15 protein-coding genes are annotated in these 15,970 nt (G+C 64.9%); 6 read left to right on the top strand and 9 right to left on the bottom strand.

Annotated features, from left to right (window positions below; all coding sequences use genetic code 11):
- Positions 1 to 793 (top strand): CarD family transcriptional regulator (locus ACXJL8_RS13015; RefSeq protein ID WP_456685076.1); only part of this gene is annotated, 793 nt, incomplete at its 5' end.
- Between the two features lie 264 nt (positions 794 to 1,057).
- On the opposite strand, the gene ACXJL8_RS13010 is transcribed toward ACXJL8_RS13015, so the two are convergent.
- Genes ACXJL8_RS13010 through cyoA form a run of 7 tightly spaced genes read right to left on the bottom strand, consistent with a single transcriptional unit; the run spans position 1,058 to position 7,968 of the window.
- Positions 1,058 to 1,591 carry a response regulator transcription factor gene (locus tag ACXJL8_RS13010; protein ID WP_456620076.1) on the bottom strand — a complete coding sequence of 178 codons (534 nt, stop codon included), beginning with the start codon at positions 1,589 to 1,591 and terminating at the stop codon, positions 1,058 to 1,060.
- Positions 1,581 to 2,987, bottom strand: coding sequence for an ATP-binding protein (locus ACXJL8_RS13005; protein ID WP_456620077.1), 1,407 nt, complete (start codon positions 2,985 to 2,987; stop codon positions 1,581 to 1,583). Before ACXJL8_RS13005 ends, ACXJL8_RS13010 begins: the two co-directional genes overlap by 11 nt.
- Entirely contained in the window at positions 2,959 to 3,780 is an 822-nt protein-coding gene (locus tag ACXJL8_RS13000) for an SURF1 family protein (RefSeq protein ID WP_456620078.1), read from the bottom strand. The genes ACXJL8_RS13005 and ACXJL8_RS13000 overlap by 29 nt, the downstream gene beginning before the upstream one ends.
- Positions 3,781 to 3,794: 14 nt before the next feature.
- A complete protein-coding gene (gene cyoD, locus ACXJL8_RS12995; protein ID WP_456620079.1) occupies positions 3,795 to 4,172 on the bottom strand; it encodes a cytochrome o ubiquinol oxidase subunit IV in 378 nt (125 codons plus the stop codon).
- Positions 4,169 to 4,798: a cytochrome o ubiquinol oxidase subunit III gene (gene cyoC, locus ACXJL8_RS12990; RefSeq protein WP_456620080.1), complete on the bottom strand. Its 630-nt coding sequence runs from the start codon at positions 4,796 to 4,798 to the stop codon at positions 4,169 to 4,171. Before cyoC ends, cyoD begins: the two co-directional genes overlap by 4 nt.
- Positions 4,799 to 6,796 (bottom strand): cytochrome o ubiquinol oxidase subunit I, encoded by a 1,998-nt coding sequence (cyoB, locus tag ACXJL8_RS12985; protein WP_456685075.1) that lies wholly within the window; start codon positions 6,794 to 6,796, stop codon positions 4,799 to 4,801. It lies immediately after the preceding gene.
- Between the two features lie 11 nt (positions 6,797 to 6,807).
- Entirely contained in the window at positions 6,808 to 7,968 is a 1,161-nt protein-coding gene (gene cyoA, locus ACXJL8_RS12980) for a ubiquinol oxidase subunit II (protein WP_456620082.1), read from the bottom strand.
- 181 nt (positions 7,969 to 8,149) lie between these two features.
- Between cyoA and ACXJL8_RS12975 the strand changes: the two genes are divergently transcribed.
- Complete coding sequence (locus ACXJL8_RS12975) at positions 8,150 to 9,478, top strand: MFS transporter (protein WP_456620083.1); 1,329 nt, start codon at positions 8,150 to 8,152, stop codon at positions 9,476 to 9,478.
- A gap of 171 nt (positions 9,479 to 9,649) precedes the next feature.
- Here ACXJL8_RS12975 and ACXJL8_RS12970 read toward each other — a convergent pair whose 3' ends face one another.
- Positions 9,650 to 11,041: a M48 family metalloprotease gene (locus ACXJL8_RS12970; RefSeq protein WP_456620084.1), complete on the bottom strand. Its 1,392-nt coding sequence runs from the start codon at positions 11,039 to 11,041 to the stop codon at positions 9,650 to 9,652.
- A 131-nt stretch (positions 11,042 to 11,172) separates the two neighbouring features.
- Entirely contained in the window at positions 11,173 to 12,033 is an 861-nt protein-coding gene (locus ACXJL8_RS12965) for a thermonuclease family protein (RefSeq protein ID WP_456685078.1), read from the bottom strand.
- 267 nt (positions 12,034 to 12,300) lie between these two features.
- On the opposite strand from ACXJL8_RS12965, the gene ACXJL8_RS12960 reads away from it, so the two are divergent.
- The 4 genes from ACXJL8_RS12960 to ACXJL8_RS12945 all read left to right on the top strand — a co-directional run.
- Positions 12,301 to 13,506: an ABC transporter substrate-binding protein gene (locus ACXJL8_RS12960; protein ID WP_456685074.1), complete on the top strand. Its 1,206-nt coding sequence runs from the start codon at positions 12,301 to 12,303 to the stop codon at positions 13,504 to 13,506.
- Positions 13,507 to 13,759: 253 nt separating this feature from the next.
- Positions 13,760 to 14,551 (top strand): enoyl-CoA hydratase, encoded by a 792-nt coding sequence (locus tag ACXJL8_RS12955; RefSeq protein WP_456620086.1) that lies wholly within the window; start codon positions 13,760 to 13,762, stop codon positions 14,549 to 14,551.
- Positions 14,552 to 14,553: 2 nt separating this feature from the next.
- Entirely contained in the window at positions 14,554 to 15,306 is a 753-nt protein-coding gene (locus ACXJL8_RS12950; RefSeq protein WP_456620087.1) for a hypothetical protein, read from the top strand.
- 111 nt (positions 15,307 to 15,417) lie between these two features.
- Positions 15,418 to 15,970 (top strand): CoA-binding protein (locus ACXJL8_RS12945; protein ID WP_456685077.1); only part of this gene is annotated, 553 nt, incomplete at its 3' end.

The following is a 15,970-nucleotide window of genomic DNA, read 5'->3' as shown; positions in this document are numbered from 1 at the left end:
GCCTAACAAGACTGCCAAAACTGCCGCGAAAGCGACCGTTTCCAAGCCTGCTGCTGCCAAGGCTCCCGCTGCCAAGCCCGTTGCTCCGAAGGCGCCCGTTGCCGCTGCCCCCACCAAGGCCCCCGTCGCTGCCAAGCCGGCCGTGAAGGCGGCTGCGCCCGCGCCGAAGGTCGAGGAAAAGAAGGTCGTGACCCAGCGCCAGGGCTTCAAGGCCAACGAATTCGTCGTCTATCCCGCTCACGGCGTCGGCCAGATCCTGGCCATCGAGGAGCAGGAGATCGCCGGTGCCAAGCTCGAGCTGTTCGTCATCAACTTCATCAAGGACAAGATGACGCTGCGCGTGCCGACCGCGAAGGTCGCCAATGTCGGCATGCGCAAGCTCTCCGAGCCGGCGCTGGTGAAGAAGGCGCTCGAGACGCTCAAGGGCCGCGCCCGCGTCAAGCGCACCATGTGGTCGCGCCGCGCCCAGGAATACGAAGCGAAGATCAATTCGGGCGACATCGTCGCGATCGCGGAAGTCGTGCGCGATCTCTACCGCTCCGAGTCGCAGCCCGAGCAGTCCTACAGCGAACGCCAGCTCTATGAAGCGGCGCTCGATCGCCTGTCCCGCGAGATCGCGGTGGTGCAGCACTCGACCGAGACCGAAGCGGTCAAGGAGATCGAGGCCCAGCTCGCCAAGAGCCCCCGCCGCACCGGCGCCAAGTCCGAAGCCGCCGAAGGCGAAGCGGATGCCGAGGGTGAGGCCGACGATACCGATGGCGACGACACCACGGTCGCCGACGAGGCCGCGTAAGCGCCTCTCGCGTTCATCGCAACAGATCAAAAGCCCGGCCGAATGGCCGGGCTTTTTGTTTTTGCGTGTGCCGTCTCGCGTTCCATGTCCGCCACGTCGCGACGGTGGGTCAACAAATGCAGTGTCGTCCCGGCGAAGGCCGGGACCCATTACCCCAGGGAGAAGTTGTAGCGCGGGGCTGGCGACCACGAGTCTTCGCCAAACCAAATCCTGTGGTTATGGGTCCCGGCCTTCGCCGGGACGACGAGGGGAGAGAGCCTAGGTTTATTTCACCGGCCGCTTTTCCAGCTTCCTCGCCAAGGTCCGCCGGTGCATTCCGAGCCGGCGCGCCGCTTCCGAGATGTTGAAATCCGTCTCGATCAGGGTCTGGTGGATGCGCTCCCATTCCAGCGTCTTGATCGATGTCGGCCGCACATCGAGCGCGACCTCGGCATTGCCCTCGGCCTTGTTGAAGGCAGCCTCGATGTCGTCGGTGTTGGAGGGCTTTGCCAGATAGTGGCAGGCGCCGAGCTTGATGGCCTCGACCGCGGTCGAGATGCTGGCAAAGCCGGTCAGCACCACGATCAGCATCTCCTCGTCGTGGGTGTGCAGCAGCTCGACGCAGGCAAGGCCCGAGGCGCCGCCGAGCTTGAGATCGACCACGGCATAGCCGAAGGAGCGCTCCTCCAGCACCTTGCGGACGTCCTCGATCGAGCCGGCCAGCACCACCTCATAGCCGCGGCGCTCGAACGAGCGCTTCAGCGTGCGCGCGAATCCGGCATCGTCCTCGACGACGATGAGCGAGCGGTCAGGCGTCAAAGCTGCCTCCGATCGCGAGCGTTGCGAGCGGCAGCGTCAGGCGGACGGTGGCGCCGCGCTTCCTGTGGTTCTCGGCGGTCACGCTGCCCCCTAACTTGCGCACCACGTTCACCACCAGGAACAGGCCGAGCCCGCCGCCGGCGCGGCCCTTGCTCGAATGATAGGGCTTTCCGAGCTGCGCCAGCATCTCCGGCGCAAAGCCCGGGCCGCGGTCGCTGATCGACAGCACGAGATTGTCGCCCTCGCGCTCGGCCAGAAGCTCGACCCACTCGCGCGAAACCTCGTAGGCATTGTCGAGCACGTTGAAGATCACCTGCTTCAGCGCGACGTCCGAGACGATCGCGACGTCCTCGCCGAAGGTGTTGACGAAATAGAGCGTGCGCGCCGAGCGCGCATCGCGCCACTCCTCGACCAGCGCGGTGACGAAGGCCGTGACCGTGGTCGGCGAGGATCCTTCGCCGCGCGCTTCTCCCGCCGACACCAGGATGCCCGTGACGATCGATTTGCAGCGCTGCAGCGAGGTCTCCATCTCCGCGAGATCCTCGGCGAGCTCCTGATCGGCGGCGAGGTCCGGCATGCGGCGCCAGTCGCCGAGGATGACCGAGAGCGAGGCGAGCGGGGTGCCGAGCTCATGCGCCGCGCCGGACGCCAGCAGGCCCATGCGGACGATGTGATCCTGCTCGGCCGCATGCTGGCGCAGCGCCGCCAGATGCGCATCGCGCTCGCGCAGGTTTCGATTGATGCGGGTGACGAACACGACCAGCAACACCGCGTTGAGAACGAAGCCCAGGAGCATGCCGGCGACGGTGAGGGTGTAGCTTTCGCCCAATGGATTCGGCGGCAGGTCGAGCGGCCGGTACGCGATCGTCAGCCAGACAAAACTCGCGCAGGTCAGGGCGACCAACGACCAGGTCGAACGGGCATTGAGCAGCACGGCCCCCAGCGTCACCTGGAGCAGGAACAGCGAGGTGAAGGGGTTGGTGGCGCCGCCGCTGAGGTAGAGCTGCGCGGTCAGCGCGGCGACGTCGAGCATCAGCGCGACCAGCAGCTCATTGTTGGTGATCGCGGCGCGATGGCGCACCCAGACCAGGCTCGAGACATTGAGCAGCACCAGCGCGCCGATCACCGCGCCCATGCGCGCCAGCGGCAGCGGAATGCCGAGCCAGAAATGCACGCCACCGATGGTCACGATCTGACCGACCACCGCAGTCCAGCGCAGTTGGATCAGCAGCGCCATGTTCTTGCGGTTGGTTTCGTCGTCGGTCGGCGCAGCGCCGATCAGCTCGCTGCGCGCATCCGCCTGCGATTGCAGCGTGACGGCCAGCTCGCCACGATGGGCAAGCGTGTGGGGAAGCGTCTTCCCGTCGTCAGGTCGGCTCGACGATCGTTCCAGCATCTGATCCCGTCCTGCGCGCGGCAGCATCGCCGGCCGGTTCGTGGACGAAGCGCCTGCGGCGGAACAGCCCGCCGCCGAATGTGACGAAAAGTTTACCGGCCAGCATGAAAGCCAGGGCAAACCACGTCAGCGCATAGATCAGGTGGTTATTGGGAAAGCGGATCACGGTCAATCCGCCGATTGGCCCGCTGCCGGATTGTGATCCGGCGTCGGCATCGATGAAGAAGGGCGCGACGTGGTCGAGGCCGCGTGCCGCGGCAATCGCGGCGACATCCCGCGAGTACCAGCGGTTGTGCTGGGGGACATTGGTCCTGAGGAATCCGCCTTTCGGCTCCGTCATCCGCAACAGGCCGGTGATCTCGACCGGGCCTTGCGGATTGCCGTCGTGGCGCGTCGATGCGTCGCGCCGCTCGGACGGCACGAAGCCGCGGTTGACCAGGACCAGCGTGCCGTCGTCGCGCCGAAGCGGCGTCAGCACCCAATAGCCGGGGCCTTCCTCGGTGACGGCCTGAACCAGCGTCTCGCGGTCATGCAGGAAGCGGCCGGCGACGGCGACGTGCCTGTATTCGTCATTTGCGGCGGTGACCGCCGGCCACGATGCCGGCGAGGGGACCGGCCGTGCGGCGGCATGGACGCGCTGCTCGACGCGGTCGATCAGCGCCAGCTTCCAGGCGCGGCGTTCGACCTGCCAGACGCCGAGAGCGATCAGAAGCGCGATGGCCGTGAGCGAGAGGACGATGAGCCACAAGGAAGGGCGCGCAGGCTTGCGGCGCGCGCCCTTGCTTGCTGTCATGGTCCCGGTCTCGCTCACTTCATCCCGGTCATCTGGTGGATCGGCATCATGTTGCTGTTGAGGTGGTTCATCACCCACAGCGAACCGGACAGCGCGATCACCACCATGACGATGGTGAAGATCAGCGCCATCATGCTCCAGCCGTTCTCGGACTTGGTGTTCATGTGCAGGAAGTAGATCATGTGCACGACGATCTGCACGACCGCGAAGGCCATGATCACGAGCGCGGTGATCTGCTTGCTGGGCAGCGCGCCGCTCATCACCAGCCAGAACGGGATGGCGGTGAGGACGACCGAGAGCACGAAGCCGAGCACATAGGTCGAGAGCGAACCGTGGGCGTGGCCGTCGTCGTGGTGATGGTCGGCGTGGGCGGCGTGGGTGTCGGTGTTCATCGCAGAACTCCCAGGAGATAGACGAAGGTGAAGACGCCGATCCAGACCACGTCGAGGAAGTGCCAGAACATCGACAGGCACATCAGGCGGCGGCGGTTGGCCTCGATCAGGCCGAACTTCCAGACCTGCACCATCAAGGTCACCAGCCAGATCAGGCCGCAGGAGACGTGCAGGCCGTGGGTGCCGACCAGCGTGAAGAAGGCGGACAGGAAGGCGCTGCGCTGCGGCGTCGCACCCTCATGGATCATGTGGGCGAACTCGGTGAGCTCGATGCCGATGAAGGCGAGGCCGAACAGGCCGGTGATGGCCAGCCACATCTGGGTCTGGGCGATCTTGTTCTGCTGCATCGTCAGCATGGCAAAGCCGTAGGTGATCGACGACAGCAGCAGCATCGAGGTGTTGACCGCGACCAGCGACAGGTCGAACAGGTCCTTCGGCGCCGGACCGGCGGCGTAGTTGCCGCCGAGCACGCCGAAGGTCGCAAACAGGATCGCAAAGATGAGGCAGTCGCTCATCAGATAGATCCAGAAGCCGAGCGAGGTGCTGTACCCTTCCGGGTGCGGGTGCTCGTCGGCGAGGTAGAACAGCGGCTCGCCCGTTTGGGCAGGATTGACAGCGACCGTCATTTACTTGGCTCCGGCGAGCAGTTTGGTGCGTGCGTCCTCGGCCCGGATGACGTCGTCGGCCGGAATGTCGAAGTCGCGGTGATAGTTGAAGGTGTGACCGATCGCGACGGCGAGCATCGCGATGAAGCTCGCGGCCGCCAGCCACCACATGTACCAGATCAGGCCGAATCCCATCGCGGTGGCAAAGCCGGCGAGGATGATGCCCGTGCCGGTGTTGCTCGGCATGTGGATCGGCTTGAAGCCGGTCAGCGGACGGACGTAGCCGCGCTTCTTCATGTCCCACCACGCGTCATTGTCGTGAACGACGGGGGTGAAGGCGAAGTTGTAGGCCGGCGGCGGTGAGGACGTCGCCCATTCCAGCGTGCGCGCATCCCAGGGATCGCCGGTGACGTCCTTGAGCTGCTCGCGCTTGAGGAAGCTGACGGCGAACTGCATCAGCATGCTGAGGATGCCGAGGAAGACCAGGAACGCGCCGATGCCGGCGATGATGAACCAGATCTGAAGGCTCGGATCGTCGAACACGCGAAGCCGCCGGGTCACGCCCATCAGGCCGAGCACATAGAGCGGCATGAAGGCGAGGTAGAAGCCGGTGACCCAGAACCAGAACGACAGCTTGCCCCAGAACGGATCGAGCTTGAAGCCGAACGCCTTCGGGAACCAGTAGCCGATGCCGGCAAACGCGCCGAACACGACGCCGCCGATGATCACGTTGTGGAAGTGCGCGATCAGGAACAGGCTGTTGTGCAGGACGAAGTCGGCCGGCGGCACCGCGAGCAACACGCCGGTCATGCCGCCGAGCACGAAGGTCAGCATGAACGCGATCGTCCACATCATCGGCAGCTCGAAGCGGATGCGGCCGCGATACATCGTGAACAGCCAGTTGAACATCTTCGCGCCCGTCGGGATCGAGATGATCATCGTGGTGATGCCGAAGAAGGAATTGACGCTGGCGCCCGATCCCATCGTGAAGAAGTGGTGCAGCCAGACCAGGTACGACAGGATGGTGATGACCACCGTGGCGTAGACCATCGAGGTGTAGCCGAACAGCCGCTTGCCGGAGAAGGTCGAGGTCACTTCCGAGAAGATGCCGAAGGCGGGGAGAACCAGGATGTAGACCTCGGGATGGCCCCAGATCCAGATCAGGTTCACGTACATCATCGGGCTGCCGCCGAAATCGTTCGTGAAGAAATTGGTGCCGACATAGCGGTCGAGCGAGAGCAGCGCGAGCACCACGGTCAGCACCGGGAAGGAGGCGACGATCAGCACGTTGGTGCAGAGCGAGGTCCAGGTGAAGACCGGCATCCGCATCATGGTCATGCCCGGCGCCCGCAGCTTGACGATGGTGCAGATCAGGTTGATGCCGGACAGTGTCGTTCCGACGCCCGCGACCTGGAGACCCCATATGTAATAGTCGACGCCGACGTCGGGACTGTAGCCGATGTTCGACAGCGGCGGATAAGCGAGCCAGCCGGTACGGGCGAATTCACCGATGAACAGCGAGGCCATCACCAGCACCGCGCCGCCCACCGTCATCCAGAAGCTGAAATTGTTCAGGAACGGGAACGACACGTCGCGCGCGCCGATCTGGAGCGGCACGACGAAGTTCATCAGGCCGGTGACCAGCGGCATCGCCACGAAGAAGATCATGATGACGCCGTGGGCGGTGAAGACCTGGTCGTAGTGATGGGCGTTGAGATAGCCTTCGGAGCCGCCAAAGGCGAGCGCCTGCTGCAACCGCATCATCAGCGCGTCGGCGAAGCCGCGCAGCAGCATCACGATGCCGAGGATCATGTACATGATGCCGATGCGCTTGTGGTCGACGCTGGTGAACCACTCGCTCCAGAGATAGCCCCAGAGGCGGAAATAGGTGAGCCCGGCGAGCAGGACGAGGCCGCCGGTCGCCACCACCGCGAAGGTGCCGACGACGATCGGCTCGTGCAGCGGCAGCGATTYGATGGTGAGCCGGCCGAAGATGAGCTTGAGAAAATCAGGAGACATGCGAGCTCTCTTTAGGAGTCTGACTTCGGACGTTGTCCGAGGAAGAAGGACGAAGACTTGAGCGGCGTGAAGGTCGGCCGCTTCAGCCCGGCGCCGAGCAGCGGCGCGGTGTCGAGCGGCGCCTTGATCGCGGCCGTGGTCTGGCCCTGCGGCGCCTCGGGCGTGCAGGTGCCGGCGACGAAGGTCGGCTCCGGCCCAAGCGCCGTGCCGCGGCGGGCGTACTTGTCGTAGGCCAGCGGCAGGGTGTTGTTCAGGCCCTCATGGCCGTTGCCGCCCTTGGCATCGATGGCCATCATCTCGCTCTGGCACATCTTGCCGGTCTCGACGCACATGTTGAGGATCAGGCGATAGAGATCGGTGTCGATGCTGCCGTAGCGCCGCACCGGCTCGTTCTGGCTCGGCTTCTCGAGCTGGAGATATTCGCCGCGGCCGAGCGAGCCGCCGGCCGATTTGGCGCCGGCGACCCAGCCGTCAAACCCCTTGTCGTCGAGAGCATGGAAGGCGAAGTGCATGCCGGAGAAGCCGGCACCGCTGTAGTTCGCCGAGAAGCCCTTGTAGGTGCCGGAATGGTTCACGACGGCGTGGAGCTTGGTCTCCATGCCCGGCATGGCGTAGATCTGGCCGGCCAGCGCGGGGATGTAGAACGAGTTCATCACCGAGGACGCGGTGATGCGGAATTTGATCGGACGATCGACCGGCGCTGCGAGCTCGTTGACGGTGGCGATGCCGTAGTCCGGATAGATGAAGAGCCACTTCCAGTCGAGCGCGACGACATCAACCTCGAGCGGCGCCCTGGACTGGTCGACGGCGCGCTCCGCGTTGATGCGGCCGAGCGTGCGATAGGGATCGAGCAGATGCGTGCCCATCCAGGTCAGCGCGCCCAGGCAAACGATGATCAGCAGCGGCGCCGACCAGATCACCAGCTCGAGCTTGGTCGAGTGGTCCCAGTCCGGCTCGTAGCGCGCGGCGGTGTTGGACTGGCGGTAGCGCCAGGCGAACAGCACCGTCAGCGCCATCACGGGGACGACGATCAGGAGCATCAGGACGGTGGAGATGATGACGAGGTCGCGCTGTTGGGCGGCGATGTCGCCGGCTGGCGCCAGCACGACGTAGTTGCAGCCACTGAGCGCTACGGCCAAAGGTAGTAGCGCCAGGATCTTGAGACGAGACACGGGCTGAGCCTTATGAGAATGAGTTTCCTTTGCGGGGCCAACGGGTAGCTGCGGCGCAGCAATCCGGACATTGGACAATTTGTCCAATGTTGCAGTGCGGAATGTTGCGCCAGAGAGAACCAGATTGCCCGGCGCCCGCCGGGTGGTCGGCTTTGGTTTTCAGGACGTTAAGGGCGCACGAATGGCGACGGCACAGACCCCCGCAATGGCAGACCTCCACTCGGGCGAGCATGGCCACGACCAGGCCAGTCCCGGCGAGATCGCCATCGGCGTCATCATCGGCCGCACCTCGGAATTCTTCGACTTCTTCGTCTACGCCATCGCTTCGGTGATCGTGTTTCCGCGCCTGGTGTTCCCGTTTGCGAGCGAACTGACCGGCACCCTTTATTCCTTCACGATTTTCGCGCTGGCCTTCATGGCGCGCCCGCTCGGCACCGTCATCTTCATGACGGTCGACCGGGAATACGGCAAGACGGCCAAGCTGGTCGCCGCGCTGTTCCTGCTCGGCACCGCCACTGTCGCGATCGCGTTCCTGCCCGGCTATCACGACATCGGCGCCTCTGCGATCTGGCTGCTGGCGCTGGCGCGCATCGCGCAGGGTCTGGCCTGGGGCGGCGCCTGGGACGGGATGGCCTCACTGCTGGCGCTGAACGCGCCGCCCTCGAAGCGCGGCTGGTACGCGATGGTGCCGCAGCTCGGCGCCCCGCTTGGGCTGATCGTGGCGAGCGCGCTGTTCGCCTATTTCGCCGGCAATCTGTCGGCCGACGACTTCTTCGACTGGGGCTGGCGCTATCCGTTCTTCGTCGCCTTCGCCATCAACGTCGTGGCGCTGTTCGCCCGCCTGCGCATGGTGACGACGGAGGAATACGCGTCGCTGTTCGAGACCCGCGAATTGCAGCCATCGCGCATCTCCGACACTGTCGCCCGCGAAGGCCACAACATCATGCTCGGCGCGTTCGCGCCGCTGGCAAGCTTCGCGCTGTTCCACATGGTCACGGTGTTTCCGTTGTCCTGGGTGTTCCTGTTCACCCGCGAAAGCCCGGTGCGCTTCCTGATCATCGAGATCGTCGCCGCCGTGTTCGGCGTCGCCGCGATCGTGGCCTCCGGGATCATCGCCGACCGCGTCGGCCGCAAATCGCTGCTGATGGGCTCGGCGATCGCGATCGCGGTCTATAGCGGTTTTGCTCCGCAACTGCTCGACGCCGGCGCGTTCGGTGAGACCATCTACATGGTGATCGGCTTCATCCTGCTCGGCCTCTCCTTCGGCCAATCCTCGGGCGCGATCGCCTCGAACTTCAAGCAGATGTACCGCTACACGGCCTCGGCGCTGACCTCGGACATGGCCTGGCTGTTCGGCGCCGGCTTTGCCCCGCTCGCAGCTCTGTTGCTCGCGACCAATCTGGGCGTCATCGCCTCGGGCGCCTATCTGCTCTCCGGCGCGTTCTGGACCCTGCTGGCGCTCTGGCTCAGCGGCCAGCGCGAGGCGGGCGACATGGACGCGGGCGGTTAAGCTCACGCGCATGTCGTCCTGGCGAAAGCCAGGACCCATTACCCCGCCTGTTCATTGTTGAAGCACGCTGGAGCTACCAGCGTGCCCATTCCGGTATCCTGTGGTTATGGGTCCCGGATCTGCGCTTACGCTTGTCCGGGACGACGGCGGAGCTTGCGGAGCCAGCGCGCCTCAATCCGCGACGACCTTCACGCGATCCCGCACCTTCACCTGCGCGGTGCGATCGAGGCCGTTCAGCACGCGGAAACGCTCGGCGGGGTGATCGACGCCGGCCATCCGGTGGGAGAGCGATTCCACGGTGTCGCCGGGCTGCACGGTGATGACCTTGATGCGCAGCGGACGGGCGGCCTGGATTTCGTCGAGCGTCAGGCGGCGGAATGAATTGACGGTCTCGCGCGCATTGCGCTCGCTCTCGGTCGACTTCTGCCGCGCAGCGAAGATGAAGCGATAGACGTCGCTGCCGAAGCGCAACGCATAGACCTTGAACTGCCACTGATCGCCCTTGGCGGTGGCGGACGCAGCCGGAAAGCCGTTGATGGTGATATCTTCGGTGGAGGCCTTCTCGACGCCTTCCATCCAGCCTGAATTGAGGTAATCGCCGAGCGACTGTTCGGACGGCACGCGGACGACGTCGAAGCGCATCGCCTGCGAGCCGCCGTCGCGCACGCCGATCACGGCCTGCGCCGTGTTGTCGAGCGTGAAATTGTCCGGCGCCTGGAAGGTGAAGCCGAGCTTCGGATGCAGGAAGCGCCGGCCGCGCACAAAACCTTCGCTGGGGTCTTCGCCATAGACGAGATTGTCGATCGCGGCGAGGTAGGTCTCGCGATCGCGTTCGGCGCCTTCCGGCGCGGCGTACTGCCGCGCGATGGTCTGCGCATTCTGGACGCGCTCCGGGGTCGCCGGATGCGACGAGGTGAAGTCCTGCGCGCGCGGATCGAGCGAGGTCTTGCCGACCTTCAGTTCGGCATTGCGCTCCATCGCCGAAAGGAACCGTGCAGCACCATAAGGGTCGAAATGTGCCTTGGCGGAAATGCCGACGCCGATGCCATCGGCCTCGAACTCCTGGTTGCGCGAAAAGCTCGCCATGGTGAGCTTGGTCTTGGCGAGCGCGAGCGCGGTGAGGTCGGGGTCGTTGCTCATGTCGGTGACGACGCGGGTGACGATCGCGGCCTGGCGCGCCTGGTCCTCGCGCATCGCGGCGTGCTTGGACAGCACATGCGCCATCTCGTGGCTGAGCACGGAGGACAATTCCGAGGTATCGCTCGCAAGCGCAAGAAGCCCGCGCGTGACGTAGAGCTGGCCGTTCGGCAGCGCGAAGGCGTTCACCGCGCCGGAATTGAGGATGGTGACCCTGTAGCCCTGGTCGGGGCGGTCGGAGGCGGCGACCAGCCGATCGACGGTTTTGGTGACGAGCGATTCGAGCCTGGGGTCGTCATAAGTCCCGCCATAGCTCGCCAGGATGCGCTCGTGCTCCTTTTCGGTCGCCGGGGTCTGCGCGACGGCCGGCTTGGGTTTTGGGAGCGCGACGGTCGGCGGGGCTGCCGTGGTCTGGAACCGGCCCATATCGCCGCAACCAGCAAGAAGCCCGCCCAGCAAAAGGCAAAGCGCGGCCGGCGCAGCCCGAAGGCGGCGTCCTTCGCCCTTTTTGTGCTGTTCTAGCACCCCATTCACGTCGCTTAACCCGTGCCCGGCCTTTAAGGCCTTACCCCAGTAGGCTCGTTTGCGCCCAGCAATTCAACCTGTCCCAAGAGACGCACATCGATACGCGGCCCCGTCGTCCCCTCAACCCAGCCCCGGACTCGAATACGACGATTTTCCAAGGACTTAAGGGTAAATCCGGCGTTCTCGAACGCCGGCAACGTGCGCTTTGAAATAGTCACCGCAAAGCCGCGTGTCCAGTTCCGTCCGAAGTTGAGGTAGGTCACTGCCCCAGCTTGCCGGACCGACAGGACTTTGCCCTCGACCACCAAAAAGCGCCCGATCCCGGCCAAAATATCGTCCGGACTTTCCGCGTTTTTTATGGCCGACGGGTCAGCCCAGCTGCCCTTTTTTTGGCGCCTCGCCTCGGCTTCCGACGACATCAGGGCCGCCGCGCAATCCTTGTCCGCGATTTCGGCGGAGACGATCGCCTCGCCCTGGGCAAGCAACATGGCCTGCACGGAGGCGTCGCTTTCGCCGACGAAGATGAACGCGCCCTGGCGGCCGTAACGGTCGGGCGTGTCGTCAGCGCCGCGCAGGGTCACGTCGCGGCCGACGAGAAGCGACGTCAGCGCCTGCTTCGTCGTTGCGGTCGGCTCGACGCCGGCGAGGCGGATTTCGCGGCCGTCGTCGAGGCGCACGCCGCGTGCATCGACGATGGCCGCGACGCGGCCCTCGCCCTGGGATTCGAACTGGCACGGTGTGGCGAGCGCGACATCGTGAGCTGCGATGAAGAGGGCCGCTGCGACTACTATGAAGGTGAGGGATCGCGTCACGTTGCCCGGAGAGGTTGCGTTACGCTCTAGCTTTAACCCAGGCGTAGCGGGTCGCGAAGAGGCTTCCTCACACTCCGTCATTGCGAGCGCAGCGAAGCAATCCAGAATCCCGCCGCGGTGACAGTCTGGATTGCTTCGCTGCGCTCGCAATGTTGAAGCATCTTGCGTCATCCCACCATTCCGCTTTGCGGAAAACGCGTGACGATCGCGCGACCTGCACGCCACCCGCGCTTGCTGCGCTCTCGCGCATGCGGCATGATTGCGGCAATCGCGATAGCCAAGAGCTATAACCAAGAGCAATAACCAAGCCGCCATCAGAGTACGGCGCGATAAGGGAGGCCTTTTTCAATGAAGAGAATTTTGTCGGGCATTTTTGCCGCGTCGTTCGCCCTGAGCGCAAGTGCCGTGCAGGCCCAGGACAAGCCGCCACTGAAGATCGGCGGCATCCTCGACATGTCGAGCCTGTACGCCGACATCACCGGCGCCGGCAGCGAGACCGCGGCCAAGATGGCGGTGGAGGATTTCGGCGGCGAGGTGCTGGGACGCAAGATCCAGGTGCTGGCCGCCGACCATCTCAACAAGGCCGATCTCTCCGCCAACATCGCCCGTGACATGCTCGACAATCAGGGCGTCGAGATGATCTATGACGTCGCGGCCTCCGCGACTGCGCTCGCCGCCGGCGAGATCGCCAAGGCGCGCAACAAGATCATCATCTTCAACGGCCCCGGCTCGATCCGCCTCACCAACGAGGCCTGCGGTCCCTACACCGTGCACTACGTGTTCGACACGTTCGGCCAGGCCAATGTGACCGGCCTTGCGGCCGTGAAGTCGGGCCTCGACACCTGGTACTTCCTCACCGCCGACTACGCCTTCGGCCAGGATCTCGAGAAGGACACCAGCAATGTGGTCGTGAAGACCGGCGGCAAGGTGCTGGGCAATGTCCGCCATCCGCTCAACACGTCGGATTTTTCGTCATTCCTGCTTCAGGCCCAAGCCTCGAAGGCCAAGGTGATCGGGCTGGCGAACGCCGGCGGCGACACCGTCAACGCCATCAAGCAGTCGRCCGAGTTCGGCATCATGAAAGGCGGCCAGAAGATCTCGCCGCTGCTCGCTTTCGTCACCGACATCGACTCGATTGGGCTGGAGACGGCGCAGGGCCTGCTGCTGGCCGAAGCCTTCTACTGGGACCTCAACGACGACACCCGCGCATTCTCGAAGCGCTTCACCGAGCGCATGAAGCGGCCGCCGACGTCGGCGCAGGCGGGCGTCTATTCCTCCGTCACGCATTATCTGAAAGCCGTGAAGGCGGCCGGCACGACCGACTCGGCCGCGGTGATCAAGGTGATGAAGGAGACCCCGATCAACGACTTCTTCGCCAAGGACGGCAAGATCCGCGAGGACGGCCGCATGATCCACGACATGTACCTGTTCGAGGTGAAGAAGCCGTCGGAGTCCAAGGGCCGCTGGGACGATTACAAGCTGCTCGCCACCGTGCCCGGCAACGAGGCGTTCCAGTCACTGGAGCAGTCGCGTTGCCCGCTGGTGAAGAAGTGACGCGAAGCGTCATCCCGGGGCTCGCGAAGCGAGAACCCGGGATCTCGAGGTTCTCAGGTGCGCAATTGCGCACCATGGTTCGATGCTTTGCATCGCCCCGGAACGACAGGATGGGCTCGTCATCCCGGGGCGCGACGAAGTCGCGAGCCCGGGATCCATCGGGCCGCAGTAACTGTTGAGAAATGGATTCCGGGTTCGCGACTACGTCGCGCCCCGGGAACGACAAAACAAACAACAACAAGGGAGACGTCCCATGAGCAACGACATGGTCCTGCAAAAGCTCGAAGCCGGGCTGCTCACCATCACCATGAACCGGCCGGAGCGCAAGAATGCGCTCAACCCGGACATGGTGCGGGGGCTGGTCGAGGCGGCACGGCGCGCGGCCGACGATCCGGAGGTGCGCGCGGTGCTGTTCAAGGGCGCGGGCGGCTCCTTCTGCGTCGGCGGCGACGTCAAGTCGATGGCGGAGGGCCGCGCGCCGCTGCCGTTCGAGACCAAGCTTGCGAATCTGCGCCGCGGCATGGAGGTCTCGCGCATCCTGCACCAGATGCCGAAGCCCGTGGTGGCGCAGCTCGATGGTGCCGCGGCCGGCGCCGGGCTTTCCATGGCGCTGTCCTGCGACCTGCGCGTCGCCTCCGAATCCTGCAAGATCACCACCGCCTTCGCCAAGGTCGGCTTCTCCGGCGATTACGGCGGCACCTATTTCCTCACCCAGCTGCTCGGCAGCGCGCGGGCACGTGAGCTCTATCTGACCTCGCCGGTGCTCACCGCGAAGGAGGCCCATGCGATCGGCATGGTGACAAAAGTCGTGCCGGACGCCGAGATCGACGCCGCCGCGCACGAGCTCGCGCTGTCGCTGGCGCAGGGCCCGTCGATCGCGCTCGGCTTCATCAAGCGCAACATCAACAATGCCGAGCATCTGGCGCTGGAAGACTGCTTCGACGGCGAGGCGATCCATCACACCCGCTGTGGCGACACCGAGGACCACAAGGAGGCCGCCAAGGCCTTCGTCGAGAAGCGCAAGCCGACCTTCCAGGGCGCATGACGATGGCGCCCTATATGCGGCTGCGGCAGATCTGCCTGGTCGCGCCGCGGCTCGCCCCCGTGATCTCCGACATCGCCGAGATCATGGGCCTCGCGGTCTGCTACCGCGACGGCAATGTCGCCAAATACGGCCTGGAGAACGCGCTGCTCCCGGTCGACACGATTCTGCTGGAGGTGGTGGCGCCGTTCAAGGGCGGCACCACGGCCGGCCGCTTCATCGAGAAGACCGGCGGCCGCGGCGGCTACATGGCGATCTTCTGCTGCAACGATCCCGACGAGCGCGGCCGGAATGCCAACGCCATGGGCGTGCGCACCGCCAACGTCATCGACCACGCGCCCTATCACGGCGTGCAGCTCCATCCCCGCGACTGCCGCGCCGCCTTCATCGAGTTCAACCATACCGACGGCAGCGACGACATTCTGGGGCCGTATCCACCGGCGGGTCCGGACTGGCAAAAATTCATCCGCAGGGATGTGACCCAGGCGCTGACAGCCGTGGAGATGCAGAGCCCGGATCCGATGGGGCTGGCGGAGCATTGGGGCAAGATCATCGGCGTTGCGCCGAGTAGCGATGCCGAGCTGAGGCTGCCTAACGCCACCTTTCGCTTCGTCAACGGCGCAAGCGAGATCATGAGCGCGCTTGAGTTTCGGGTCGCCGATGCGGCCAGTGTGCTGCATGCGGCGAGGGCAAAGGGCCACGCGGTCGCGGGCAGCGAGTTCTTGTTGGGTGGGGTGACGTTCCGTCTTGCTGCTTGAACTCTTGCCTTCGTAGATCTCAATCCGTCATCCCCGCGCAACGGCTTCGCCGTTGCGCGGGGATGACGGATTGAGAGAGTGTACGGCTCCACGAAGAAGGGAACGCCCCACATGCCGCATCCGCTCGACAGCTTCTTCGCGCCCGCGAGCATCGCGCTGATCGGGGCCTCGCGCGATCACGAGAAGATCCYGGGGCGGCTGTTGTCGATGCTGCGCAAGAACGACTATCCCGRCAAAATCTATCCGGTGAACCCGAACTATGCCAAGATCGACGGGCTCGCCTGCTACAAATCGGTCGCCGAGATCGGCGCACCGGTCGATCTTGCCGTCATCATCATTCCCGCGCGCGCGGTGCTGCCCGCACTCGAGCAATGCGCGGTCGCCGGCGTGAAGAACGCCGTCATCATTTCCTCCGGCTTTGCCGAGGAAGGCGGCGACAGTGCCGCGGTGCAGGACGCGATCGCGGCGCTGGCCAAGCGCACGGGCATGCGGATTTCCGGCCCGAATGCCGAAGGTTTTTTCAGCCAGGTGCAGCGCGTCGCGGCGACCTTCAGCCCCGCCGTGGACGTCAAGCCGGGCGTGGTGCCGCTGATTGCCACGACAAAGCGGATCGGCATCGTCGCGCAGAGCGGCGGCATCGGCTTTGCCTATTATCACCGCGCCA

This window comes from Bradyrhizobium sp. P5_C11_2, from assembly GCF_054049755.1.
This window is presented reverse-complemented; position numbering and strand designations above follow the sequence as displayed.